Below are 25,855 nucleotides of genomic sequence, written 5' to 3' on the forward strand. Positions count from 1 at the left end.
GTAAACGCTCCTTCTATCCTCGTTCCACTTCTTGAACAAATGCGCTATGCAAAATGGAATAAATAGGTCCTTTATTGCCTAAAAATCGCTGGTTCGCCAAGCTACTAATAGGCACAAGTTCTTGTACTGAATTGGTAATGAAGCATTCCGTACTTTGTAGTAAATCCTCTTTTGTATAAAAGCCTTCCTGTACGTCAAGGTTTAGCGCACTAGCCTTTTCTATAACCCATGCACGAATAATTCCTGGTAAAATACCTGTCTCCAAAGAAGGCGTATATAGTATATCATTTTTTATCCAAAATATATTTGATGTCACACCTTCAGCTACATAGCCTGATTCTGTTAAAAAAAAACCTTCTTGTTGAGCCAGTGATGGCATTTCAAAGCGACCAAGCACGTTATTGCCGTAATGGTGCGATTTAACACGAAATGCTTGTTCAGGTGTATTACGTGGTATGGTAAGCCATTGTGCAAACTTTTCAGTACCACGCGGTGTGTCTTGAAGTTCCTTGCGAAAAATGATGATATTAGGTTGTCTATATTCTGTTGGCTGTAATCCAATATTATGTTCACCCGCAGATACATTTAAACGGAAGTAACCATCCTGACCGCCAGCAAGTTGATTTAGTTGTTGCACAGCCTCAAGTAATACACTTTCAGGATAGTTTAAATGAATGTGATATTGTGATAAAGCATGCTGTAATCTTTCCATATGTGCTTCCCAGTAAAATACCTGACCACCATATGTTCGGAACGTTTCAAAAAATCCTAATCCATATAAAAATCCATGATCAAATGGCGAAATTCTCAGATCCTGGGCCGCCATATAGTTTCCGTTCATCCAGCACTGCATCTATTTCACTCCTTCTATATACATTTCTATAAATTGACGAAGAAGTTGTTTCCCTTGCTCTGTCATAATGGATTCCGGATGATATTGTACACCCTCAATAGGATATTCCTTATGACGTAAACCCATAATTTCTCCTTCTTCTGTCCAAGCTGTTACTTCTAGACACGCTGGTAATGTCTCCTTTTCTACAATAAGAGAATGATAGCGAGTTGCTTGGAATGGATTTGGCATGCCTTTATGCAAACCCACTTCAGCATGCAGCACGGGTGATGTCTTCCCATGCATTAAACGTTCCGCTTGTATGACATGACCACCAAACACTTGTGCAAGCGCCTGATGTCCAAGACAAACTCCTAAAATCGGAATATTTCCCGCGAAATATTTAATAATGTTCAGGCTTTCCCCCGCCTCATTTGGACTACATGGCCCTGGAGAAATAACAATCATATCTGGCGAAAGTTGTTCTATTTCTTCTACTGTAATAACATCATTACGTTTTACTACTATGTCATGACCAAATTCACCCAAATATTGGACGATGTTATAAATAAATGAATCATAGTTATCGATCATCAAAATCATATTACTCGCTCCTCTGCCATTGCCTTTGCCTGCCACATTGCTTTCGCTTTATTTAATGATTCCTGATACTCTCTTTCCGGAACAGAGTCAATGACAATGCCTGCTCCAGCTTGAATATGCGCAACCCCATCTTTTACAAACGCTGTACGGATTACAATATTAAATTCCATATCACCTGTAAAGCCTAGCCAGCCGATTGAGCCTGTATATAAACCACGTCGTACAGGCTCCAATTCTTCAATAATTTCCATAGTGCGGATTTTAGGCGCTCCTGTAATTGTCCCACCTGGGAACATCGCACGAATAACATCTGCATTCGTTTTACCTTCTGCTATTTCTCCACGCACATTCGAAACGATATGCATAACATGTGAATAGCGCTCAATGACCATAAACTCATCCACTTCCACTGTTCCATAGGTGGATACACGACCTAAATCATTGCGCTCTAAATCCACTAACATCACATGCTCAGCACGCTCTTTATCATTATCAATTAATTCTTGAGCCAACGCTAAATCTTCCTCTTCAGACTTCCCTCTTGGTCGAGTGCCAGCGATTGGTCTCGTCGACAACTCATTGCCTTGACGCTTGACTAGTAACTCTGGCGATCCAGAAACAACAGAAAAATCAGGTGCTTCAATATAAGCCATATATGGCGACGGATTAAAAGCTCGTAGTGCCTCATAGACATCTAGTGCATTTGCATTGAGTTTCTTAGACTGACGAACAGATAAATTCACCTGAAAGACATCGCCTTGTGCGATATACGTTTGGATTTTTTTAACTGCTGCCTCGAAATCGCCTCCTGCAAATGAAACAAGCAACTCATTTTCATCATTCTTAACTTCTATAGCAGTTGTTTTCTCAAATTTGCGCGCGTCTAACCCAGCCTGTGCAGCAACCTGCCAGATGTTAGCCCATTCTTCCAAGTTAACCTCATTCTCTTCTAACTTCATAAGTGTCACTGTATTCGTTTTCACATCATGTACGGCCCAGCAATCAAAGATATAATAATAGATATCAGGCACTTGTAAATCATCTGTTGCCGTATTAGGAAGCTCCTCGATTTTACGAGCATAATCATACGACACAAATCCAATAGCCCCTCCCTGAAAAACAGGTAACTCTGCATTATAAGAAACCTGATATTCCGCCACAAGCTCTTCCAGTAAGTCGAGGGACTCCCCTTGTAAAACTTCCTGTCTGCCATTTCTCCAATTTACGAAAAGCCCACCCTCTACTGATCGTGCGGTAGCTAATGGATTCCACGCAGCTATTGAAAAATGTCCACCACGTCCACTCTCTAAAAACACATGCGCTCGCTGCGTCTCTGTCTGCCTTTTATAGCTATAAAAAAATGAATCTGCATCCATCGTTAATGTTTTTGTAAGTATTGTTTTCAAGTTATTTTTCCCCTTTAAACATATGATGTGATTCCATCTTAACTTGATTATTACATAGAAGCGAATGTTTTTATAATTTTCATAGTGCCCTAGTTTTCACACTAAAAAAGGGCCCCTTTATAAAGGAGCCCTTACATAAAAAAATTGAATTAGTCTTCAAATTGATATAAAGGTGTTGATAGATAACGTTCACCATTAGAAGGCACAATAGCAAGGACATTCGAACCCTTACCTAAACGTTTTGCCGCTTCAATTGCAGCATAGATTGCAGCACCAGATGAAATACCACATAGGATTCCTTCTTCACGTGCTACTTTACGTGCTACTTCAAAAGCAACCTCATTCTCAACAGGGAATACTGAAGAGTAGACTTCTGTATCTAAAACTGCTGGTACAAATCCAGCGCCAATTCCTTGAATTTTATGAGGCCCTGGTTGACCACCAGAAAGAACTGGTGAATCCTTTGGTTCAACTGCAATGATTTCAATGTTTGGATACTTTTCTTTTAAGACCGCACCAGCACCAGTAATTGTACCACCAGTGCCGACACCAGCTACAAAAGCATCGAGTGTCAGGCCATCAAATGCTTCTACAATTTCTGGGCCTGTTGTTAAACGGTGAATTACCGCGTTCGCAGGATTTGTAAATTGTTGTGGTAGGAAGTAGCCATGTTCTTCAGATAGTTCTTCTGCTTTAGCAATTGCACCTTTCATACCTGCTGGACCAGGTGTTAATACAAGCTCTGCACCATAAGCACGTAATAAATTACGACGCTCTAAGCTCATAGTTTCTGGCATAACTAAAATGGCTTTATAACCTTTAGCAGCTGCAATCATCGCAAGACCAATACCTGTATTACCAGATGTCGGCTCAATAATCGTACCACCAGGTTTTAATGTCCCGTCTTTTTCCGCAGCTTCAATCATAGCTAAAGCTAGACGGTCTTTCACCGAGCTTCCCGGATTAAAATATTCTAATTTTACATACACAGTACCTTCATTTTCACTTGTTGCATGATTTAATTTTACAATTGGTGTTTTACCAACTAATTCAGCTACCGAGTTTGCTAATCTACTCATTTACTAATCCACTCCCAATCCCTACTATTTTTATAGGTTTTACTTATTTTGTATTTTATCAATTTTTCCATTCGATTGTCAATAAATAAAACTAATATTTTCAGAATATTTATCATTGCTATGAAAAGGAAAAATCTTATCCTCACTAAAGAAAAAGAACCTGCATTTATTGGGTAATTCACTACGAATGCCTGTAAGTTTGATCACTCATTTTACCCCGCAAAACCTGCAGACTCTTTTCATGTATTATTTTTCTTTTTTAGTCTCTCCATAATACCAAGTAGCATTAAATTCCGACCAAAATGCTTCTGGCGTAACAGATTGCGGTAATTGCTCTAAAGCTAATTCTCGCTCAATATGTTCTTTCACATCGTCATATGTAAAGGATTGTCCTTCTAATATCTCTTGTACTTGAACAATGCCATAATGACCATTATCTAACTTAAAGGCTTTACTTACCTCATCTACCTTTAGTGATTTTACAGTATTAATAATTGCAGGGTCTACATTTTCCTGATTTTCTGTAAGGAAACCAATATCCCCTCCTAAACTCGCTGAAGCACTATCAACAGAAATTTCTCGTGCCAGCACTGTAAAATCAGAGCCATTTTTTAATTCACCCAGTGCCTCATCAGCAGCTTTTTTTGAATCGACCTCAATAAAATTCGTACGATAGCTTGTTTTTGTATTATATAAGCCTTGATTTTCCTCATAATACTTTTCAACGTTTTCTTCCTCTATCACTACATCTTTAGTGAGTACCTTATCCAATATAAGCTGTGATCGAATCTTTTGGCGTAGTTGCTCTGCCGAAAGATTTTGCATGGCTGTATCATACTTATCTTGAGCAGATCGCATTAACGCTAATTCAAGATCAATTTCTTTATCAGTAACTTTAATTTTATATGTTTTTGCGGCCTTTTCCATTACCGTTTCATTTACTAAATTTTGGAGTGTTTCTTTACCATATCGTTCTTCCATAGCAATCATCCACTCTTGGCGTGTGATAACATCCCCGTCAATGGCAGCGACTTGTTCGTCGCTACCAATTTCCTGACCTTTGTTAGGGATCAACCAACTAATGAACCATAATACATTTCCTAATAACAAAACGGCTATGACAGCTAAAGCAGGCTTTGTCTTTAAACGACGTTGCAATAAAGGAGTTTGGTTTGGTGTTACATTGGTTGAAGGTCGCCGATTACGCGTTGAGCTCATCGATAAACCCTTCTAGCTCATCTTTAGAAAAGCTATATGTCTCTAAGCAGAAGTGACATTGTGCCTCTGCACCGCCGTCCTCATCAATCATTTCTCTAATCTCTGCTGTTCCTAGACCTAAAATTGCCGCACCAAACCGCTCTTTTGAACATTGACATTTAAATTCAACTGGCATGGAATCTAAAATTTGTAGATGTCCATTTCCTAATACAGCTTCTAAAATTTGCTCTGGTGTAAAGCCTTTTTCAATCATTTTGGAAACAGGCTCTATTGTAGCAAGGTGTTGCTCAATTTCAGTTATCGTTTCTTCCTCACAACCTGGCATTAATTGAAGTATAAATCCGCCAGCTGCAAGAATAGTGTTGTCTGGATTAACTAATACGCCTAAACCTACAGATGATGGTACTTGCTCAGATGTAGCAAAATAATAAGTAAAATCTTCAGCAATTTCGCCTGAAACAATTGGTGTTTGTCCTGAAAACATATCTCTTAAACCAAGGTCTTTAACAATTGTAAGAGCACCTTCTGTTCCAACACCTGCTCGAACATCTAGCTTACCTTGCTCGTTTAAATCAAAGTGTACATGAGGGTTTGTCACAAATCCACGCACTTCTCCATGTGCATTACTATCAATTACCATTGGGCCAATTGGACCGTTGCCCTCAATTTTAATAGTGATTTTCTCTTCACCTTTTAGCATGGCTCCCATCATAACTGCCGCTGTCATTGAACGACCTAAAGCTGCTGATACAACTGGCCATGTATCGTGACGGCGTTGCACTTCTCCTACTGTGGCTGTTGTACGTGCTGCAAACACACGAACTTGTCCATTAAATCCTAAACCTCTTACTAAATAATCACTCATAAATGGAATGTCCCTCATTTCCTATTGGTTACGTTTATAGAGCTTATATAAACCCTTTAACGTTAAAAATGGATCTACAACATCTATAATTTGTGTCTCCCCTGCAATTAGATTTGCTAATCCACCTGTAGCAATAACTAATGGCTCCTCTTTACTTTGTGCTTTTATACGATTAACAATGCCCTCAACTTGCCCGACAAAGCCATAAAAAATTCCCGCCTGCATGGCAGAAACGGTCGTTTTCCCCACGATATGTGTAGGTCGAACGATTTCAATACGCGGCAATCTTGCAGCCTGTGTATAAAGAGCCTCTGTAGAAATAGTTATGCCTGGCGCAATAGCTCCACCCATGTAATCGCCCTTTTCGTTCAAATAACAATAGGTTGTTGCTGTCCCAAAATCAACTATGATACAAGGGGCCTTATATAAATCTAGAGCTGCTATGGCATTCACTATGCGATCAGACCCAACCTCACGAGGATTTTCGTATTTAATATTTAAACCTGTTTTCACACCTGGCCCTACTATCAATGGCTTTTTTCGAAAATACTTCTGGCACATCGCCTCTAGTGAAAACATAATTGGTGGCACAACTGAGGATATAATAATGCCTGTTATTTGTTCAAATGAAATGCCTGCATGATTAAAAAATGAAAGAACTTGCATGGCATATTCATCTTCTGTTTTATGAAGATCCGTCACCATACGCCAATGGAAGGCTAATTGATCGTTGTCATCATAGACACCTAATACAATATTGGAATTCCCTGCATCTAAAACTAAAATCAAGAATGACACCTCCCATGTCGTCATTGTAACTTTCACAATCCCCATATTACAATATTCTCTCTAACTGGAATGAGGATAAAACACTTTAGAAAATGATACCATACTTTTTATCTTGATTCAGCAGATGTTGTTTGTACTGTAGGGATAGTCTTAGGTACATCACCTTCTACTACAGGTGGAGATAAATACCTATACATGTTATCATCCTTCTTTAAAAAGAGGCCCCCTAAATATGGTAGCCTCTCTTACAATCATTTGAAATTAAATTTTTCTGGATCTGGACCACAACGTAGTCCATCGTTCATTGCATCTAACTGTGTCATTTCTTGCTCAGTTAACGTAAAATCAAAAACAGCTAGGTTTTCAGTCATACGTGCAGGTGTCATCGTTTTTGGAATCGTGACAACATCATGTTGCACATCATAGCGTAATACAATCTGTGCAGGCGTTTTGCCATATTTAGATGCTAGCTCTTGAATCAATGCCTCTTCCAGTAGAGAACCATTCATCAACGGAGACCATGCCTCTACCTGTATGCCCTTATCCTTACAGTAGGCACGTACTTCCTCCTGTATTAAATGCGGATGGAATTCAATTTGATTTATAACAGGGACGACAGTCGTTTCCTTCAAAAGGCTTTCCAAATGGTGTACATGGAAATTACTAACACCAATTGAACGTACTCGACCATCTTGATAAATCTTTTCTAGTGCTTTATAAACTTCAATATAATTTTGGTCTATTCCAGGCCAATGTACTAAATATAAATCTAAATAGTCTAATCCTATTTTTTCTAGACTGCTGTCATATGCCGCAAGTGTTTCTTCATAGGAAAGTCCATCGTTCCAAACTTTTGATGTGATAAATAATTCTTCACGAGTTACCAAGCCTTCTTCAATGGCTGCTCGTATTCCTCGTCCAACACTTTCTTCGTTTCGATATACTTGTGCTGTATCAATACTACGATAGCCTTTTGCTATAGCTGTTTTGACTGCTTCAGCTAGGTCATCTCCTTCGGGTACTCGAAAGACACCATATCCAACCATTGGCATTTTAAGACCATTATTCAATACAACATTTCCCACGCATATACACTCCTATCTTTTTTGGCTAACATCTCTCTAAATGGCAGAGTTGCATGCAGCTTGTCCTTTTTACTACTCTATCCTAATGCTTATTAGTAAGAAAAGGCAAAGAAAAAGACTGCTTACTGAACTAGTAAACAGTCTTCCCTATTTTTAATCACGTTTTTCATCGATACCCTTAGGTGCATCATTCGGTTCTTTACGTTCTTTTGCTAAATCCAAAGTTGTTGGATTTGACTCTTTACTTAGTAGCTCTTTTTCAACAACTGGTTCGCCAATAGTATCTAATGTAGGCTTTGCTTCAATCTTTGGAGTGTTCTCCTCAATTTTTTCTGCAGCCTCTGGTTCCGGTAACACACCGTGATCACGTAAATGCTCAATTTCTTGTGCATTTAATGTTTCTTTTTCCATTAGTGTATTGGCAATTAAATCAAGCAGGTGACGTTTTTCCGTAAGGATACGCTTAGTACGCTCATATTGTGTATCAATTATTTTTTGCATTTCTTTATCAATTTCATAGGCTATTGAATCAGAATAGTTCTGGTCAGAATTAAAGTCGCGGCCAAGGAATACATTACCACCTTGACTTGAACCAAATTGCATAGCTCCAAGATTCTCACTCATTCCGTATTCAGTAACCATAGCACGGGCAATGCTTGTAACCTTTTGGAAATCGTTATGTGCTCCAGTAGAAACTTCACCAAGAACAATTTCTTCAGCTACACGACCACCCAGAAGACCTGCAATACGATCTAAAAGCTCTTGCTTTGTCGTAAAGAAGCGCTCTTCCTTCGGTAACATAATCGCATATCCACCCGCTTGCCCACGAGGAACAATTGTTACTTTGTGTACTGTATCAGCCTCATCTAGCTCAAGACCAACGACTACGTGGCCGGCTTCATGGAAGGATACCAGTTTCTTCTCTTTCGCAGAATATACGCGACTGGCTTTTGCAGGACCAGCGATTACTCGGTCTGATGCTTCATCAATATCTGCCATATTTATAGTGCGCTTACTTTTTCGAGCCGCTACAAGCGCTGCTTCGTTTAGTAGATTTTCTAAATCCGCACCTGAGAAACCTGGGGTACGTTGAGCAACAGCTGCTAAATCAACTGTATCTGCTAAAGGCTTATTACGTGCATGTACTTTAAGAATTGCCTCACGTCCTTTTACATCAGGATGACCTACTGTAATTTGACGGTCAAAACGACCTGGACGTAATAATGCTTTATCTAAAATATCCGGGCGGTTTGTTGCGGCAATGATAATAATCCCTTCATTGGCACCAAAACCATCCATTTCAACTAATAACTGGTTTAATGTTTGTTCACGCTCATCATGGCCTCCACCGAGACCAGCACCACGTTGACGACCTACTGCATCAATCTCATCGATAAAGATGATACATGGAGCATTTTTCTTAGCATTTTCAAATAGATCTCGGACACGAGAAGCACCAACACCGACAAACATTTCAACGAAGTCAGAACCTGAGATAGAGAAGAATGGAACACCTGCTTCACCTGCTACTGCTCGTGCAAGTAATGTTTTACCTGTACCTGGAGGACCTACAAGTAAGATACCCTTTGGAATACGGGCACCAATTTCAGTGAATTTGCGGTGGTCTTTTAAGAATTCTACCACTTCAACAAGTTCTGCTTTCTCTTCATCAGCACCTGCTACATCTGTAAAACGCACTTTTTTCTTTTGATCATCATACAGTTTAGCTTTACTTTTACCAAAGCTCATCACTTTATTACCGCCACCCTGAGATTGACTCATTAGGAAGAAGAATAAGAAAATGATGATAATGAAAGGAATAATTCCTGTAAAGAATTGAATCCATCCACTTGTTTCTGGTGCTGCTAAAAAACTAATATTACTATTTTTATCCTTAGCAGCCTCATCGATGCGGTCCATTAAAGATTGGTTTTCACGAGGGATGTTTGTAGTAAAACTTTCCCCTTTTTCATACCCCTTCAGTGTTCCTTCAACGACGTAAACTGATTTATCAGGTTGAATTGTAGCACTTGTTATTTCTTTCTTATCTAGAGCTTCTTGAAACTCATGATAAGTTAATTCTTTCGTTGGTGAATTTCCACCATTGAAAGTACCAAAAATACCGATAATCACTAGGAAAATCAGTAGATAGAATATGGTATATCGAAATATTCGATTCATCTCCAGCCTCCTCATTACAAACAGAAAAATTATAAGTAAAATCTTAACATATCATGATTTCATCATACAACGAAAAGCCCTACTTAAAAAATGTTTCGTTCACTTATTGCCGTTATCACAACAGTTTTTAGGCCATCTTTATATGTCCCAGCGTAATTGTACCTGTTCCTCGGGCTCGATATAGCTAAACATTGTGTCAAGATTTTGAATTATGTTAAACATAACTAAAAATACGTGACTTGCGCTGGAGACCTTTACTTTTTATAGCTGGTCTTTTGTTCTTAGAAAGAATATACCTCAGGCTTTAAAATACCAATATAAGGTAAGTTACGATATTTTTCAGCGTAATCTAAGCCATATCCTACAACAAAGCCATCTGGCACTTCGAAACCAACATAGTCAGCAGATAAATTTACTTTTCGACCTGATGGTTTATCAAGTAATGTAACAATTTTAATGGACTTTGCTTTGCGATATTTAAATAAATCTACTAGATAGCTTAAAGTTAAACCACTATCAATAATGTCCTCGATAATTAATACGTCACGTCCCTCAACGCTTGTATTCAAATCCTTTAAAATCTTCACTTCACCAGATGACACAGTAGCATTACCATAGCTAGACACATCCATAAAATCAAGTTCGATGAAAGAATCGAAACGTTTCATTAGGTCTGTCATAAATGGCATTGCCCCTTTAAGTACGCCAACAGCTAATGGAAATGCATCTTTGTATTCCTCTGTTAATTGCGCGCCTAAGTCTGCAATTCTTTCTTGCAATTGTTCTTCTGTAATCATAATTTTTTCGATGTCGTTTTGTAACATATCGATTCCTCCTCGTGATGTATCAAAAAATCTTCACCCTATTTCGGTGAAATATTTTACAAAGACCTTAGTCTACGATGAGCACTGTATCATCGTTTGGTTGCGGAGTGGTTGAAAAAAATATTCCCATACGCACACCAATTACCGCTACCACCTCATCAGATTGAGAAATCAGTAACGGCCAGCTATTTCGCTCATTTAAAGGAATCTTTTCATCTATAAAAAGGCGAGATAAGCGTTTTGGCTGATCCATTCCTTTTAACAGCATTCTATCTCCATCCCTGCGTGCCCGAACATAAAACGGTAGGTGGAGTTTGCTAGCGTTAAAATAAAAAAGTTGTGCAGTATCCGTCAGCAATTCAGACGATAAATCATGCAAATTGACTACGCGTAAGCGCTCACCATTTGTCAGTGTTGTCCAGCCATTAGCAGTCGAAATAACCTGTTTCTCAGGAGAAGCTAGGCCTTCTAACGGCTCCTTTTTCTGAATCGTTAAATTTCCATAACGGCGAACTGCTAGAAAATCTTCAGGTAAGTGAATTTCAGCATACCCTGCTGTTGTATCACAAAGCTTTAAAATTGAAGTCAATAAGGCATAACTTTGTATCGTATTTGAATCTTTGTAAAGATAGTTTAATAGTATTAAAATGAGCCTCCTTTGTAAAGCAAGTGGTACCAATTGAAATGCCTCAATTTCCATGCGATATGTATTTTCATTATTTCTTATGATGATTTGGGAAAATACATCTTGGGCCAATGTCATTAAAAAGGTATCGTCTTCTTGCAATTGCTTTGTGAAATGGGTCACCTGTTCAGTCACTCGCGGATTCTCTGCCTCCAATAAAGGCACCACATGATGTCTAAAACGATTACGTACATAGGTATCTTTAGAATTGCTAGCATCTTCTCGATAATCTAAACCTTTTCTAAGTAAATATTCCCCTATTTCAGACTTTGTAACCGTTAAAAACGGACGAATTAATGATTTTCCTCCAAAAATTCTTTGAGGACGTATGCCCTGCATGCTATTCATTGTTGCATTTTTTGTAAGGGCCATTAATACTGACTCCAGTTGGTCATCCGCATGATGTGCAGTTACAAGCTTATTAGCATTTGTTTTATGCAGAACTTCTTTGAAAAATTGATACCTTTCCCTACGACATATTAACTGTGTATTACCATTTTCCTGTGCCAATATTGTAGGTATTGGAATTTCCTTGGCATGTAAGTAAACATCATTAGCGTCACAATATTTTTGAACAAAAGCCCTATCCTCAGCAGAAGCTTCTCCTCTCAACATATGATCAACATGTACGGCTTCCACCTGAATGTTCCAATGCTCCTGTGTTTGAATAAAGTAATGAAGTAAAGCCATAGAGTCTATCCCACCCGAAACGGCGATGAGAAGATGGTCGCCTTGCTGTAATAATTGCTCTTCTTCTATAAATGTTTTGACCTTTAATTCAAATGACAAACGCTTCTCCTCCCCTTTTCGTTTTTAGTTTAAGATGATTTACTCATTGAATACTGAGCTGGTCTAAAGACAGCCCATGCCGGTACAACATGTGTCACCTCTAACATTAATACTGTACAATCATCCTCTATTTCAAAATATCCTTGGAATGATTGCATAATGGTTGTTAGCTTTTCTTGAATCGTTTTATTTGTACTTGCTACCTGCTGTGCGAAAGCTAAAAATGTTTCCTCCTGTTCATCCCAATCAGCTACACTTGAGAACAGTCCATCTGAATGCATTAAAATAACATCACCTGCCTTCAGTTTTCTTTTTTCAGCTTCGACTGCTGAAATAGATAAGAATCCTACAGGTGCTGCATTACTTTCTACTTTCAGTACCTCTTTTCCACGCAAAATGTAGGTTGACATTCCACCCGCTTTCCACGACCACAAATCTCCATGCTGTAAATCGACAAGTGCAAAATCAAGGGTTGCATACATATCATCTTGCTGTTTTAATGCCATGACATAATGGAGCGTATGCATCGCAGTTTCGGGATTCATATTGTAATTTAGACACTCTCTCATTAAATGAATCAATTTTCTACTTTCATGTTGTGCTTCTTTACTTTGCCCCATACCATCAGACAGCAATATCGCAAATAATCCTGGATGCAATTGGAAAAGGGCATGAGAATCACCGGAATATAATGTTGCATCTTTAGACATGCTATATATATCATACTCTACTTCAAAGCTAATAGCTGATCTAAAGCAAATTTGAACATGACGAAATGGTATTTCGCAGGCTACTACTTTTTCAATTTCAAAAGGTTCATCAAAAATTTCATAAAGAATCGGCAAAATCATACGTTCAGCTAATGTCGTATCTTTCTCCCAGTTGACACGTGCTGGTGCTAAGGCACAAACAATCTTTCTTGCCCCAGGCTTATTACTTAAGACATCAAGTTGAAAACATTCAATATTGGCTTCCTTTAAGCGCTCAACAATGTCCTTCTCAACACTTACAAAAGAAATTGTATCTTCCTTCATCTCAGCAATTAACTGATTTAAATGATTGCTCATATCTCGCAGTTGAAGGGCAATCATTTTTTTACCATGGAAATATTGCCCGTTAATTCGTTCTCTATAAAGTTCTGTATCTAATTCCTCAAAGATTTTCGTGGATTTCACACATTTATAGCGTATTTGTTCTTCAACACGATGAATAGCTGATTCCTTGCCTACTCCTTTCATATGAAACCAATCTGTCATCAGCTTGTCCATACCATTATTTTGCGCACCCCAGCAATGATCATAACGGAAACAACTTAAACAAGTATTCATTGGTGCTACTTCCTTTGCCGCTTCAACTGGTGCTGTCATAAAGCGATCAAACACAAGTTCCTTCATGAATTGCACAAAATGCTGAAAGTGCTCTAATTTATACGTTACATGTTCTGTTAACCAATTCTGTCGGGCTAGTAAAACCTCTTCTCGTTGTGGAAAGAGCTTGTCCCTTACCTTATCTGAATATTTCTTTGGAATGGTTAGAAATAAAATACTACCAATGGCAATTGAGGTAAAATAAACACTATCCAAGGGCAATGTGGCGTCATAAAATAAAAAAAATACACTAGGTAAAATACTACCAATAGCAACGCCAAATCTACCACCTTTCGCTCCCATACCCGCACATAATCCAGTTAAGGTAGCCACCGAAAGCATACCGGTAAACGAAAGCTTGGCCACACCAATAAGCGTCCCTAGCACTGCTCCAATGACAGTTGCTAAAGGAACACTTCCAACCAATGCGCCAAAACAGATAAAGAGCTGCAGTAAAAAAATAGGGAGTGAAAAATAGCTTATTACAACCGTTTGCATTCCAGTAAGCATGGCTGCAAAGACGACTAATCCTGAACCTAGCTTTTCATATGTCCAATGCGTCGTAAACCATTCATACGAATTAACAAATAATACTTGCATAAACAATGTCATAATAAGAGCTAAAGCTGCTTCACAGCCCACATAAAATTGTACAAGCACTGGTGGTAAGCCTTGATACATCACCCCTTGCCACATTATTTGTACCAGTAATACAGCTAAAGACACCGCAATACTTTGGGGCAGTTGCCAGTAACGAAAACGCATAATACATTCATACAGGATAATTTGTAAAGCGAGAATTAGGACTTGTCCAAAGCCCAGGAAAAAGCAACCCACTAAACTCCCAAATAATACGAATTTGGCATACTCCCTATATTTTGTTCGAATAATGGCCCAAAAAGGAACTGAGAACGGTACAGCCGCTTCAAATACAACAGATTGAGCCAAGAAAAAGGCGGTTAAAAAAAAGAGAGAGCCTATTAGGATCTGCTTCTTTTTCAAACCTATTTTTTGGTCATCTACATTCGTTGTATTATACCATTCAATACTTGTCATTTAACTATCCCCTTTCCGCACTTTTGGTTATTATAAAAAATTATGTGTGGAAAGATTGTCTGACGTTGACAGAAAAAAATATAAATATTTCGACTAATAGCTATTCATAAATACGAGAATTGGCAACAATTTCTATAGTAAAAGGCTTTTGATCAATAGAAATATTGGAAAATTCAATTATTGAATCAATATAATAATTATTTACTATTCATCTTAAAGCCTAATTTGAAGGGATTTTATGTACTATTAATGGTTTGATTCAACTATTCTCTAGGATATATTTCTACGTAAGAACAAAAAATCCGCTAAAATATTCTTCTATAGTTAAATGTCCTAAAATATCTTTAAATATTTTTCCAAACCTACTTGACACTAGCACGATTGGCTTGTATTATTTAACTTGTTGCTTAAACGACATGCGGAAGTAGTTCAGTGGTAGAACACCACCTTGCCAAGGTGGGGGTCGCGAGTTCGAACCTCGTCTTCCGCTCCATTTCTAAATTTGGCGGCCTAGCTCAGCTGGCTAGAGCGTACGGTTCATACCCGTAAGGTCGGGGGTTCGATCCCCTCGGCCGCCACCATATAGGCCCGTTGGTCAAGTGGTTAAGACACCGCCCTTTCACGGCGGTAACACGGGTTCGAATCCCGTACGGGTCATCTCAAATAGGTATCTCAGAACTAGATTCTGAGATACCTATTTTTAATTTATCCATCTATCTACTTCTTTGCAAATTCTATCCGTCCGCTCAAGTAAAGCTATGTGACAGAATATAAAAGTATGGCATACTAGTAAAAACAACGTTTTTAGGAGGTTTAATTCCCTTGAGTGCATTAACAAAAGCTGCTTTAATTTGTGGAAGTGGCTCAATGATTATTCTTATTTCAATTCTAATAAACTTACCGTTTTTTGTTCAAATAATCTTATTGCTTGGTGGACTAGCTGTGAGTGTATATGGTGTTGCTTTACTTGTTAAAATGGTTATCCATCCTGTGAAGAAAGAATCCATTGGTCTTACCGATGAAAAAACGATAACACCCACAAAAAAGAAAAAGAGACCTTCTTCTACTTTATAGGTATATTAAAAAAGGGAGTAGCTTTTTAAAAAGCCACTCCCAACTCTATTTCATACACTTTTTCTACGATTAAAACAGTCAGCAAACTACCCTCTTCTAGCTCCGCGACCTCCGCGTTTTGATTCTGTAGCACGTTTAAGTGTTGCTAGACGTTCATCACTATCTTTTAAGAAGCGTGCCATTTTTTGCTCAAAATTTTCTTTTGGCTGGTGGCGTTCGTTGCGATCATTGGAACGATTATCACGACGTGGACGTGCTGGACGCTCTGGTCGCTCTGGTCTTTCAGCTTGAGGCTTTGCTTTACGGATTGAAAGACCAATCTTTCCGTCCGCTTCAACATTCATCACTTTTACTTCAACTTCATCTCCAACTTTTAGATGCTCATTGATATCTTTTACATAATTGTCAGCAACTTCACTAATGTGAACTAAGCCTGTTTTGCCATCTGGCAGCTCAACGAATGCTCCAAAATTTGTGATTCCTGTTACTTTACCTTGTACCTTGCTGCCTACTTCAATTGACATAAAAAAAATGCTCCTCCTTAAAAATTAAGCGACTCTTTTGAGCCATGTAATCAATTTAATCAAACTTTTTACTGCAATAAGCTTCTCTTTTCATTATATATAACAATAAAAGAGTGTCAACAATACATAGCTTTTCAGTCGTCTTTTTTATCTTCCTTATCTGGAATGATGAAAATAATCTCACCTTTTTCCGATAAGTAGTACTCTTTTCTTAATAGCTTTGCGATATATTCATCATCCTGCAATTGTTTGATTTTAAGATTTAATGTATCTTGTTCTTCTTTCAATTCAGTGAGATGCCGATTCGCTTCTTCTTTGGATTTCTCTTTTGCTGCTAATGTTTCATTCTGATGTGACAGCACATTTAAGAGAAGAGCAATAATAATGACTGGTACAATCGCAAAAAAGACAATACGACGCATCTTACGTTTTCGAGCCTGTTGTTTGCGATTTATAGCTCTATCCGTGTTACGGACATAGTCATTATCAAGCTTAGTGAAGTTTTGGGATTCATCATTTGATGAATGACGTCTAGTCATGTCCGCACCTCCGATAATTATTGTTGCTTTTTATTATACTTCAAATATCGTAATTTTTTAAAAAAAGTGTAGGACAAATACGAATAAATTTTGACAAAAGGTCTTATAACAAACATAACAATATTTATTAATAATTGCAAAATTTGTCGAATAACCGTAATTATGAAACGCACAATGAACCAAAAGGGTCTCCATGTTATATTCACCAAAATTCTAGCAACGAAACGTAAAAAGGTTTGAAAAAATGATTGATACAAAAAAATTCCAGCTATTTGCGCTAGCGGGTCGTAAGCCCGCCAAGCGCCATCTTTTAGCCAAAATAATAAATAGTATGTCAACCCTCCAAGTAGAATCCAAGTTATTAACTCAACAACCATCATCCACTTTCGAAGGCTTGACCTTTTTGGAGTTGAAAAAACAATAAGCCTTATACTATCAATTATGAAACCAACTGCTATACCGCTCAAAACCATGACAATTAATTGATAAAATTGTTCACTGACAATCATCCAAATAACTTATGAAGGAAACCTTTCGAGAAGCCACTTTCCTCCTCGTCGTACTGTAAGGTTTTTACAGTTCCTTCAAGTGTCAATAATCCTTTGTCAACATCTAAATGAACGATATGCAGTTCCTCTCCACGGATTAACAAGTGCCCTTGGGACGTCTTAATGAAAAACTCTTCCTGATCAAAGCGTTCAATTGATTTTACAGAAGTCATGTCCATTCTTTTACGATTACGAATCGTTAAAATATGCTCTCCAGATGGAATTGTGTAACGATTACTTTCTTGATGTAGCGTCATTTTTTTCCTCCTTTAGTCGTCCTAGCTTCTGTTCACTTTATGCGGACAACCTTCAAAGCATGACAACTTTATTTAAGTTGTATCATACTTTCACCTACAAAAAGAAAGGCGGGACAACAATAGGAGGGCTAGAAAATAAATTTAGCTTTAATCCTCATCATCAATAAATTCAGGCTCAATCTTTTCAAGTCGTTCTTCTTTCAAAATGGTAAACATTTTTGCTGCATCTTCTTTTTTCACAGTATCACGTATTTCTTCTACACGTGCCGTTACTATTTTTTGACCAAAACGGATAGCAAGCTCATCACCAGCTTTCACTGTACTACTTGCTTTTGCAATCTTTTCATTGATTGTAATACGTCCTTGATCGGCCACTTCTTTGGCTAAAGTACGGCGTTTTATTAAACGGGATACTTTTAAAAACTTATCTAATCTCATAATCTTACTCCTTTTCTAGTTGCTTTGCTTCATTCCAAAATGCATCTAATTGTTCTAATGTAAAATCGGAAAATGGTTTTCCACTTGCTTTTACCTGTTGCTCAACATAGCCGAAACGTCTTGCAAATTTCTCATTTGCATGTAGCATGGCTTCTTCTGGTGATAATTTATAGAAACGTGCTAAGTTTACTAATGTGAACAATACATCGCCAAATTCATCAAGACGGGACGCATTAGAGCCTTTCGTCACCTCATGGCGAAATTCCTGCCATTCCTCGGTAAATTTATCCCATGCTCCCTCCACATCTGGCCAATCAAAGCCCACTTTTGCAGCTCTTTTTTGATAATTGTAGGCTGTCTGTAATGCCGAAGATGCTCTATATTCTTCGTCTAATAAAGGTTTGTCGCTAGTTTCTTTTTCCTCAGCTTTAATAGCCTCCCAATTAGTCACGACATCATCTGCATCTTCTACTGCAACATCCCCAAAAACGTGCGGATGGCGGCGAATCATTTTTTTACTAATCGAAGCTAACACATCTTCAAGTGTAAAATAACCTTGATCTTCTCCAATTTGTGCATGCAAAAATACTTGTAACAACACATCACCAAGTTCCTCAATCATAGCAAAATCATCCTCAGCATCGACCGCAGCCAAGTATTCATGTGCTTCCTCAAGTAAATATTTTTTCAACGACTCATGTGTTTGCTTTTGATCCCAAGGACAGCCATTTGGACCTCTCAGCGTTGCAATGATTTGACGGAATGTTGTCCAATCTCTTAATGACTCCTCCTGTGATTTTACAGGTGGTACATAGACTGTTGTTAAATTATTTACTTCTACACTTTGATCGAGTTCATAGAGTGGCACTGTGACAATCTGTTCCTGTGAAGATCCAGCCGCTGTCACAACTGTCACAGGATACTCATCATCATATTTCTCCATCAACGTTAGCTTCACTTCTGATGCACTGAATGTATCGTATACTTGAGCGATCAAGATATGCTGACGCATGTTAATGTCATGCATTGAAAAGCTAGTACCATCAAGTAATTGAAAGCCTTCAATTGGATCTATTTTTAACGCACCAAAAATGGGATCTAAGAAACTCTGACCACCCTCAATGACTAGCTCAATTTTCCCTTCATTTGCGGCTGCAATAAGTAATTGCACTGTTTGCTCTGCAACTAGTGGATGCCCTGGCACAGCATACATAACATCCTCAACAGCGGTAGCTTCTATAAGAGAATCAGCTATTTCTGCATACACAGGTTGAAATGTATCGTGTTTTTCATAAACGTCGTCAAAACTTTCAAATCCCACACCCTCTGCTGCTAATTCCTCTAAAACCGGATGATCCACTGTTCGTACATATAATTTTTTAGCAGCCTTTAATTTTTTATAAACACCCATTTGCAGCTGATTAAAGTCACCTGCACCTAAACCAATAATTGTTAATGTATTCAATATTACACCTACTTCCTTGAATTTAGCCAAAGTTGGTAAACAGCCATTCTACGTCCAAACGGCAGTAAATACCATTCTTTTTCTATTAGTACTCTTTTCTTTGCAATAATTGTTAGCATAACAAACGCCCCAATAGATACTGCTGTCAAACCCGCCACCATGGCTATCATACGTGAAGACATCAAATGGTTTAACAAGGACGATACTAGCTGTAACCATATAAGAACGACGATTGTCATACTGAAGGAGGCTATACCTACTTTTTTATAAAATGCGCCTGAAGCTAATTGAATGCCAGTCAATGTTTTTAAATAAATAATCAGCAAGGTTGCTGTTAATAATAATCCTATATCATTTGCGATGGCAGCTCCTAGTACACCTAATCCACCAATTAAACGTACATTTAATATAATTTTTATTAGAAAACCAATTATGAGAAATAAAGCTGGTTTTTTTAATTTTCCATAGCCTTGTAAGATCGCTGTAAATGTAAGGATAATCGACAAAGGGACAATTTGAAATACATAGACAATCAATACTTCCGATAAGGAATTGGTTTTAAAAAGCATTTCATTTAAATAAGGCATAACTAGCATTAAGCCTAGTGCAGCAGACCAGCCGAACAGGACGGATGCTTTGTATGTTAATTGTATGAATGGTACTGCACTACGTCCCGCTTGTTTTTTCGACAAATGGGCGACAAGTGGCACAATGGCCAACGACAATGAGGATGCAATGACAACACCTAGTTGAACTAACGGTTGTCCTCGATCATAAATACCCTTCGTTTCCTTTGCAATTGTAGGAGTCATGCCATTATCAATTAATGAAGAATAGATTGTAAATGAATCGACCAATTGATAGCCAAGTAGTAGTAGACCACTCATACTGACACTCAAGCTGAGCCAAGTGACCTCTTTAATGATAGGTAAACTTGGATTACGTTGTAGATGTTGTTTAACTTGCAGTAGACCAAATCGTTTATATGAGATATAAGCAAGTAATAGCAAGGCTGTAATTTCTCCAATTACTGTACCGATAACAGCCATTTTTCCTGCACCATAAAGAGATTTAGTCGTTGTCATAATAAGAAAGGTACCTGCTAATATGACAGTTACTCTCACTGCTTGTTCAAGTACTTGGGCATAAGCAATAGGCTCCATAATTGCTCTAGATTGAAAGCTACCTTTTAAAATAGCCAGCGCCGGCATAACCAATACTACTAAGGAGCCTGTACGAATAAGTGGTGCTAATTGAATGTCTCCCATTAAATGGGCAATCTTTTCAGCACCTCCAAATAAAATGGCAAAAAACAGTAGTGATAATACCGTTAAATACCTGAAAACTACCTGTGTTATAGTGCGACGTCTTTCATCACGTTCTATTGTATCAACAATACAATCATTGTCTGCAAGCATTTTAGAAATGGCTATAGCAAAGCCACTAGATGTCCAAACAACGAAGATTGAAATAACTGGATATACCTGTTGATAGATATAAAAGCCTTCATCACCTACTAGATTTTGAAAAGGCACACGGTAAATGGCACTAAGAACTTTTACAATAAGGGCTGCTATCGTCAATAAGGCGGCACCCTTCATGTAGCTTTTCATACCAAAACGTTGCGACATAAATTGCCCTCTTTCCTTCTTAACAATGCCAATAGTATAGCATATCTCAAAAGTTTGACGTGCAAGGTGGCACTACTGTTCCTATAATGATTCATCCTTATGTACGCAAAAAAGTTATTGTTCAGCCTTAAAGGTCATCGCAATAACTTTTCCATGCATTAACTATTCATTTGTTTTGCTAAGAAGTTTGCAGCTGTTTCCACTACTTTGACTTCTACCTCACCAACAAAGTGTACTTTAGACAAGACGATAATACAGCCTATTGGGTCACCATTCACCATAATAGGTGTCGCACAATATGATTTTACTTGCTCATATTGTCCAGGGACAATTTCAATCGTTGTCTCCATTTTTTCTATTTTTGTGGAGCGTTCGTCCATAAAGCTTTCCGCAAAGGACGTAATGCGACGATTTATATATTCCTTTTTCCCTATCCCTGCAACAGCGATTACTTCATCACGGTCAGTGACAAATGCTGGTGTGCCCATCGTTTCATAAAGTGTTTCAACATATTCTCTTGCAAATTCCCCTAAATCATTGATGGGAGAATATTTCTTTAAAATGACTTCGCCTTCACGGTCCGTATAAATTTCAAGCGGGTCGCCTTCACGAATACGTAGCGTCCTACGAATTTCTTTTGGAATAACTACACGCCCTAAATCATCAATACGACGAACAATTCCTGTTGCCTTCATTCTAATGCCTCGCTTTCGCTACAATGAAATTTTAATTCAATGATAGTATGGTTTTTATTTGAGCAATCTATGCAAAAACTGAAGAAAAAGGATTTCACAACCATCAATCAATTTTTTTCAAAAAACGGTATTACATCAATCAACTCTTTATTAGATTACCCAAGGAATAAGTTTCTATAATTAATTCATAAAAAATATTGGAAAAAATCAATTATTCCTGTGAGCAAATATGTTAGAGATGATGATTACTGAAGCAACATGAAAAAGGCTAATCTTATCTTTTATGGTAAAAGATAAGATTAGCCTTTTAACTACTATGGCTGCTTTTTTGCTTTATCAATAATTTGCATTAGCTCTTCCAACATATCAAAGGGTTGATATTTCCCACTCTTGCGTTCATCTATTGTTAATTTTAACTGCATGCCATCCATACCAAAACCAACAGCACGCTCGAATTTCATCGATTCTTCAATAATCTTACTGCCATCGACACTTGCCGTCCCTTGTTCTGACAATAGTATTGTAATAAGTTTTTGCTTCTCCTTTACAGATACTACTCCCGCACCTAAGCCCCAAACTTTCATTCGTGCTATTCGAAGTAAACGCTCTGTTTCAATTGGAAGATCGCCAAATCGATCCTCTAATTCCTCCATGATTTCGTCATACTCCTCCACCTGATCCATGGCTTTAATTCGTTTATACATTTGGATCTTTTGATAACCATCTGGAATGTAAGCGTCTGGAATATAAGCATCAATACTCAGCAAAATTTCTATATCTGGCTTTTCTTCTTTTTTCACGCCTGTTTGACGTTCCGCGATGGCATCCTGAAGCATTTGTGAATATAAATCAAAGCCAACTGAATCAATAAAGCCATGTTGCTGCGCTCCAAGTAAGTTTCCTGCACCTCGAATAGATAAATCTCGCATCGCAATTTTAAAGCCTGAGCCAAGCTCTGTAAATTCTTTAATTGCTTGTAAACGTTGCTCTGCTACATCTGTCAGAACTTTGTCGCGTTGGTACATAAAATATGCATAAGCTACTCTGTTAGAACGTCCAACGCGCCCGCGTAATTGGTAGAGCTGTGCTAAGCCCATGCGATCAGCATCATGGACTATTAATGTATTTACATTCGGTATATCGACACCAGTCTCGATAATTGTTGTCGTGACAAGCACATCATAATCGCCCTCTAAAAAGGCTAAAATCACTGATTCTAGCTCTGACTCAGTCATTTTTCCATGAGCAAAGCCTATACGTGCTTCAGGGACGAGTACTTGAATCTCCTCAACCCTTCGAGCCATATCCTCAACCCGATTATATAAATAAAATACTTGTCCGCCACGTGCCATTTCCCTCTCAATAGCTTCTCGTACTAATGCACCACTGTGCTCCATCACATATGTTTGAACTGGGAAGCGATTAGCAGGAGGCGTTTCAATAACAGATAAATCTCGGACCCCTACCATGGACATATGAAGAGTCCTTGGGATTGGTGTAGCCGTTAAAGTTAAGACATCGACATTTGTCTTTAACTGCTTAATTTTTTCCTTATGCGTCACACCAAAACGTTGCTCTTCATCCACAATTAGCAGACCAAGGTCTTGGAAAATTAAATCTTTAGATAAAATACGGTGTGTTCCAATAACTATATCGACTCGGCCTTCTTTTAAGCCTTTTAATGTGGCTGTTTGCTCTTTTTTCGAACGGAAGCGAGATAACAATCCAACATTAATGGCGAAATCCTGAAAGCGCTCACGAATTGTCTCATAGTGTTGCTGAGCCAAGATAGTAGTAGGGACAAGGAATGCCACTTGCTTTCCATCTTGAATAGCCTTAAATGCGGCACGAATGGCTATCTCTGTCTTACCATAGCCTACATCGCCACAGACTAAACGATCCATAGGGCGTTCACGTTCCATATCTCGTTTTACTTCAACAATTGAACGTAGCTGATCCTCTGTTTCCTCATAAGGGAACATCGCTTCAAAATTACGTTGGTCATCGTTATCAGGTGTAAAAGCATGCCCTTTCTCTGCTTCACGCTTTGCATACAGCTTTATTAAATCATCTGCAATATCCTGTACAGCAGAGGATACCTTCGCTTTCGCCTTTTTCCACTCTGCTCCACCTAATTTATGTAGCTTTGGTTCACGATCCTCTGACGCCACATATTTTTGGATTAAGTCTATTTGCTCTACAGGGACATATAATTTATCGTCTGCACGATATCGAATATGCAGGTAATCCTTATGTGTACCATTAACCTCTAATGTCTCTACACCGATGTATTTACCAATCCCATGATGAACATGCACAACATAATCACCTGGCTTAATTTCCGTATAACTTTTAATACGTTCAGCATTAGTCATTTTTTGTGTACGTGCTTTTTTCTTTGCCTGCTGTTTAAAGAGCTCGTCTTCTGTTACAATTGCTAAACGCTGTAGAGGCAATTCAAAGCCACTCGACAAACCACCATCTACAATATAAATACCAGGTTCTGTCGGCTCACCTATCGCCGTATGAATATCGTACTCTTCAAGCATTTGCTGAACCCTTTTTACTCGTTCTTTATCCCTTGCTATGATTAGAACTGTAAATTTGCCAAGTAACCAGCGTTCAACCTCACTTTGAAGCAAGGACATTTGTCCATGAAATTGCTGCATTGGTTTGCAAGAAAAGTTAGTTGTTTTAGTAAACGTAATCCCTGCAAATGTTCGCGAAAATAATGAAAATGAAAGCTTTTGTTGTGACAACATCGCCAATATTTCTTTTAATGAGAAGGCGGGTTTGACATCATGAACCATTTTTCCCTCTTCGATTAAAGATAAAAACCATTCATCTTCTTCACGTTCCCATGCATCCATTACCTCTTGAATACGTCCAAGCTCGTCAAAAAGTACAATACTATCTTGTTCAAAGTAATCTCCCAAAAAGGCTGTTTTATCGTATAATAATGAGCCATATTTGTTTACATAATCAGGTAAATTTCCTTGCTGTAGCAATTCAATATCATATTGAATATGCTGATACAGAAGTTCCTTTGTCTCCTGCTTTTTTACCTTCTTTAGACTGGCTGCTAATGCCACTTCTAAACGGCCTGCTAATGCCTGTCTTTCTGATTTAGTAAGAATGACCTCTGAAGCAGGAAGAATACGAATTTTTTGTAATTTATCAATAGAACGTTGGTCATCTGCTGAAAATGTTCGTATGGAATCAACCTCTGTGTCAAATAATTCAATACGAATAGGTGATTCCAAATAAGGTGGATAAATATCTAAAATCCCCCCACGCAACGCAAACTCTCCAGGTGATGTCACCATTGAATTCCGTACATAGCCCATCTCTACTAATGTTTGTAACCACATCTCAATTTCAATATCTTCGCCTACGGCTGTTTGTAAAAAATAATGTAGCCAGTGTTCCTTAGGCTGCATTATTTTACGTAAACCAGCCACAGGTATTACATATATGGCTTTCTCACCTCTAGCTAAGCAATCAAGCGTCGCAATTCGCTCCGCGCGAAGTTCTGGTGAAGCTACAGAAAGATCGGCTGCAATAAATTCATCTGCTGGGTAATAATGAACATGTTCTTCACCTAACAATCCAGCAAGCTCATCAACCATTTTTTGTGCCTGCAATAGATTAGGAGAGATAATATAGATTGGCTTCTTTACATATTCAAATAACACATCGACCATTACGGGGCGTGCGCTTCCTGTTAAACCTGTAATAAGCTGTGATGCAGTTTGACCGCTCTGAATTTCCTTTAAAAATGATGTAATATGTTTATCTTGCGACACAAGCTGTCGTAAAACCTCCACAGTCAAAAGCTCCTTTCAGCATAAATTCTATATTTTTATTTCTATTATTCTAGTGTTATTTTACATTTCTCTATTAAT

22 protein-coding genes and 3 tRNA genes are annotated in these 25,855 nt (G+C 38.2%); 4 read left to right on the forward strand and 21 right to left on the reverse strand.

Annotated elements, in window-relative coordinates; genetic code table 11:
- Positions 1 to 13: 13 nt before the first annotated feature.
- The 12 genes from pabC to ACMGGO_RS22295 form a co-directional block, all read right to left on the reverse strand.
- Complete coding sequence (pabC, locus tag ACMGGO_RS22240; RefSeq protein WP_054548587.1) at positions 14 to 853, reverse strand: aminodeoxychorismate lyase; 840 nt, start codon at positions 851 to 853, stop codon at positions 14 to 16.
- Positions 854 to 1,435 (reverse strand): aminodeoxychorismate/anthranilate synthase component II, encoded by a 582-nt coding sequence (pabA, locus tag ACMGGO_RS22245; protein WP_048395320.1) that lies wholly within the window; start codon positions 1,433 to 1,435, stop codon positions 854 to 856.
- Positions 1,432 to 2,841: an aminodeoxychorismate synthase, component I gene (pabB, locus tag ACMGGO_RS22250; RefSeq protein WP_374806344.1), complete on the reverse strand. Its 1,410-nt coding sequence runs from the start codon at positions 2,839 to 2,841 to the stop codon at positions 1,432 to 1,434. The genes pabA and pabB overlap by 4 nt, the downstream gene beginning before the upstream one ends.
- Positions 2,842 to 2,990: 149 nt before the next feature.
- Entirely contained in the window at positions 2,991 to 3,920 is a 930-nt protein-coding gene (gene cysK / locus ACMGGO_RS22255) for a cysteine synthase A (RefSeq protein ID WP_004229133.1), read from the reverse strand.
- A gap of 246 nt (positions 3,921 to 4,166) precedes the next feature.
- Positions 4,167 to 5,138, reverse strand: a complete 972-nt coding sequence (locus ACMGGO_RS22260) for a peptidyl-prolyl cis-trans isomerase (RefSeq protein WP_305193893.1) — start codon at positions 5,136 to 5,138, stop codon at positions 4,167 to 4,169.
- Positions 5,122 to 6,003, reverse strand: a complete 882-nt coding sequence (gene hslO, locus ACMGGO_RS22265) for an Hsp33 family molecular chaperone HslO (RefSeq protein ID WP_009373570.1) — start codon at positions 6,001 to 6,003, stop codon at positions 5,122 to 5,124. Before hslO ends, ACMGGO_RS22260 begins: the two co-directional genes overlap by 17 nt.
- A 21-nt stretch (positions 6,004 to 6,024) precedes the next feature.
- Complete coding sequence (locus ACMGGO_RS22270) at positions 6,025 to 6,792, reverse strand: type III pantothenate kinase (RefSeq protein ID WP_048395343.1); 768 nt, start codon at positions 6,790 to 6,792, stop codon at positions 6,025 to 6,027.
- 251 nt (positions 6,793 to 7,043) lie between these two features.
- Positions 7,044 to 7,877, reverse strand: a complete 834-nt coding sequence (locus tag ACMGGO_RS22275) for an aldo/keto reductase (RefSeq protein WP_311198651.1) — start codon at positions 7,875 to 7,877, stop codon at positions 7,044 to 7,046.
- A gap of 153 nt (positions 7,878 to 8,030) precedes the next feature.
- Positions 8,031 to 10,058: an ATP-dependent zinc metalloprotease FtsH gene (gene ftsH / locus ACMGGO_RS22280; RefSeq protein ID WP_048395325.1), complete on the reverse strand. Its 2,028-nt coding sequence runs from the start codon at positions 10,056 to 10,058 to the stop codon at positions 8,031 to 8,033.
- Positions 10,059 to 10,339: 281 nt separating this feature from the next.
- Complete coding sequence (gene hpt / locus ACMGGO_RS22285) at positions 10,340 to 10,882, reverse strand: hypoxanthine phosphoribosyltransferase (RefSeq protein WP_004229145.1); 543 nt, start codon at positions 10,880 to 10,882, stop codon at positions 10,340 to 10,342.
- 67 nt (positions 10,883 to 10,949) lie between these two features.
- Complete coding sequence (gene tilS / locus ACMGGO_RS22290; RefSeq protein ID WP_374806343.1) at positions 10,950 to 12,356, reverse strand: tRNA lysidine(34) synthetase TilS; 1,407 nt, start codon at positions 12,354 to 12,356, stop codon at positions 10,950 to 10,952.
- Between the two features lie 29 nt (positions 12,357 to 12,385).
- Positions 12,386 to 14,779, reverse strand: coding sequence for a SpoIIE family protein phosphatase (locus ACMGGO_RS22295; protein WP_420282274.1), 2,394 nt, complete (start codon positions 14,777 to 14,779; stop codon positions 12,386 to 12,388).
- A gap of 418 nt (positions 14,780 to 15,197) precedes the next feature.
- Here ACMGGO_RS22295 and ACMGGO_RS22300 point away from each other — a divergent pair.
- The 4 genes from ACMGGO_RS22300 to ACMGGO_RS22315 all read left to right on the forward strand — a co-directional run bounded on the left by ACMGGO_RS22300 (position 15,198) and on the right by ACMGGO_RS22315 (position 15,853).
- Positions 15,198 to 15,272: transfer RNA gene (locus tag ACMGGO_RS22300), tRNA-Gly, on the forward strand.
- 11 nt (positions 15,273 to 15,283) lie between these two features.
- Positions 15,284 to 15,360, forward strand: a tRNA-Met gene (locus tag ACMGGO_RS22305).
- A gap of 4 nt (positions 15,361 to 15,364) precedes the next feature.
- Positions 15,365 to 15,436 (forward strand) — tRNA-Glu (locus ACMGGO_RS22310).
- A gap of 165 nt (positions 15,437 to 15,601) precedes the next feature.
- Positions 15,602 to 15,853, forward strand: a complete 252-nt coding sequence (locus ACMGGO_RS22315; RefSeq protein WP_048395329.1) for a hypothetical protein — start codon at positions 15,602 to 15,604, stop codon at positions 15,851 to 15,853.
- A gap of 86 nt (positions 15,854 to 15,939) precedes the next feature.
- On the opposite strand, the gene ACMGGO_RS22320 is transcribed toward ACMGGO_RS22315, so the two are convergent.
- From ACMGGO_RS22320 to mfd, 9 genes are all read right to left on the reverse strand, one after another.
- Entirely contained in the window at positions 15,940 to 16,377 is a 438-nt protein-coding gene (locus tag ACMGGO_RS22320; RefSeq protein ID WP_048395331.1) for a S1 domain-containing RNA-binding protein, read from the reverse strand.
- A 134-nt stretch (positions 16,378 to 16,511) separates the two neighbouring features.
- Positions 16,512 to 16,916, reverse strand: coding sequence for an FtsB family cell division protein (locus tag ACMGGO_RS22325; RefSeq protein WP_048395333.1), 405 nt, complete (start codon positions 16,914 to 16,916; stop codon positions 16,512 to 16,514).
- A gap of 17 nt (positions 16,917 to 16,933) precedes the next feature.
- Positions 16,934 to 17,425, reverse strand: a complete 492-nt coding sequence (yabQ, locus tag ACMGGO_RS22330) for a spore cortex biosynthesis protein YabQ (protein WP_048395335.1) — start codon at positions 17,423 to 17,425, stop codon at positions 16,934 to 16,936.
- The gene (gene yabP / locus ACMGGO_RS22335; RefSeq protein WP_004229167.1) at positions 17,422 to 17,721 is read right to left on the reverse strand and encodes a sporulation protein YabP; all 300 of its coding nucleotides are present in this window, start codon (positions 17,719 to 17,721) and stop codon (positions 17,422 to 17,424) included. The genes yabQ and yabP overlap by 4 nt, the downstream gene beginning before the upstream one ends.
- A 147-nt stretch (positions 17,722 to 17,868) precedes the next feature.
- Positions 17,869 to 18,159 carry an RNA-binding S4 domain-containing protein gene (locus tag ACMGGO_RS22340; protein ID WP_048395337.1) on the reverse strand — a complete coding sequence of 97 codons (291 nt, stop codon included), beginning with the start codon at positions 18,157 to 18,159 and terminating at the stop codon, positions 17,869 to 17,871.
- A 4-nt stretch (positions 18,160 to 18,163) separates the two neighbouring features.
- Positions 18,164 to 19,624 (reverse strand): nucleoside triphosphate pyrophosphohydrolase, encoded by a 1,461-nt coding sequence (gene mazG / locus ACMGGO_RS22345; RefSeq protein ID WP_066038164.1) that lies wholly within the window; start codon positions 19,622 to 19,624, stop codon positions 18,164 to 18,166.
- A gap of 8 nt (positions 19,625 to 19,632) precedes the next feature.
- The gene (locus ACMGGO_RS22350) at positions 19,633 to 21,255 is read right to left on the reverse strand and encodes a putative polysaccharide biosynthesis protein (RefSeq protein ID WP_066038163.1); all 1,623 of its coding nucleotides are present in this window, start codon (positions 21,253 to 21,255) and stop codon (positions 19,633 to 19,635) included.
- A gap of 158 nt (positions 21,256 to 21,413) precedes the next feature.
- Entirely contained in the window at positions 21,414 to 21,950 is a 537-nt protein-coding gene (gene spoVT / locus ACMGGO_RS22355; RefSeq protein ID WP_004229174.1) for a stage V sporulation protein T, read from the reverse strand.
- Between the two features lie 314 nt (positions 21,951 to 22,264).
- The gene (gene mfd / locus ACMGGO_RS22360) at positions 22,265 to 25,777 is read right to left on the reverse strand and encodes a transcription-repair coupling factor (RefSeq protein ID WP_420282275.1); all 3,513 of its coding nucleotides are present in this window, start codon (positions 25,775 to 25,777) and stop codon (positions 22,265 to 22,267) included.
- Positions 25,778 to 25,855: the final 78 nt, after the last annotated feature.

This window comes from Lysinibacillus sp. BNK-21 (assembly GCF_048684915.1).
In the GTDB taxonomy this organism is placed as follows: Bacteria; Bacillota; Bacilli; order Bacillales_A; family Planococcaceae; genus Lysinibacillus; species Lysinibacillus capsici.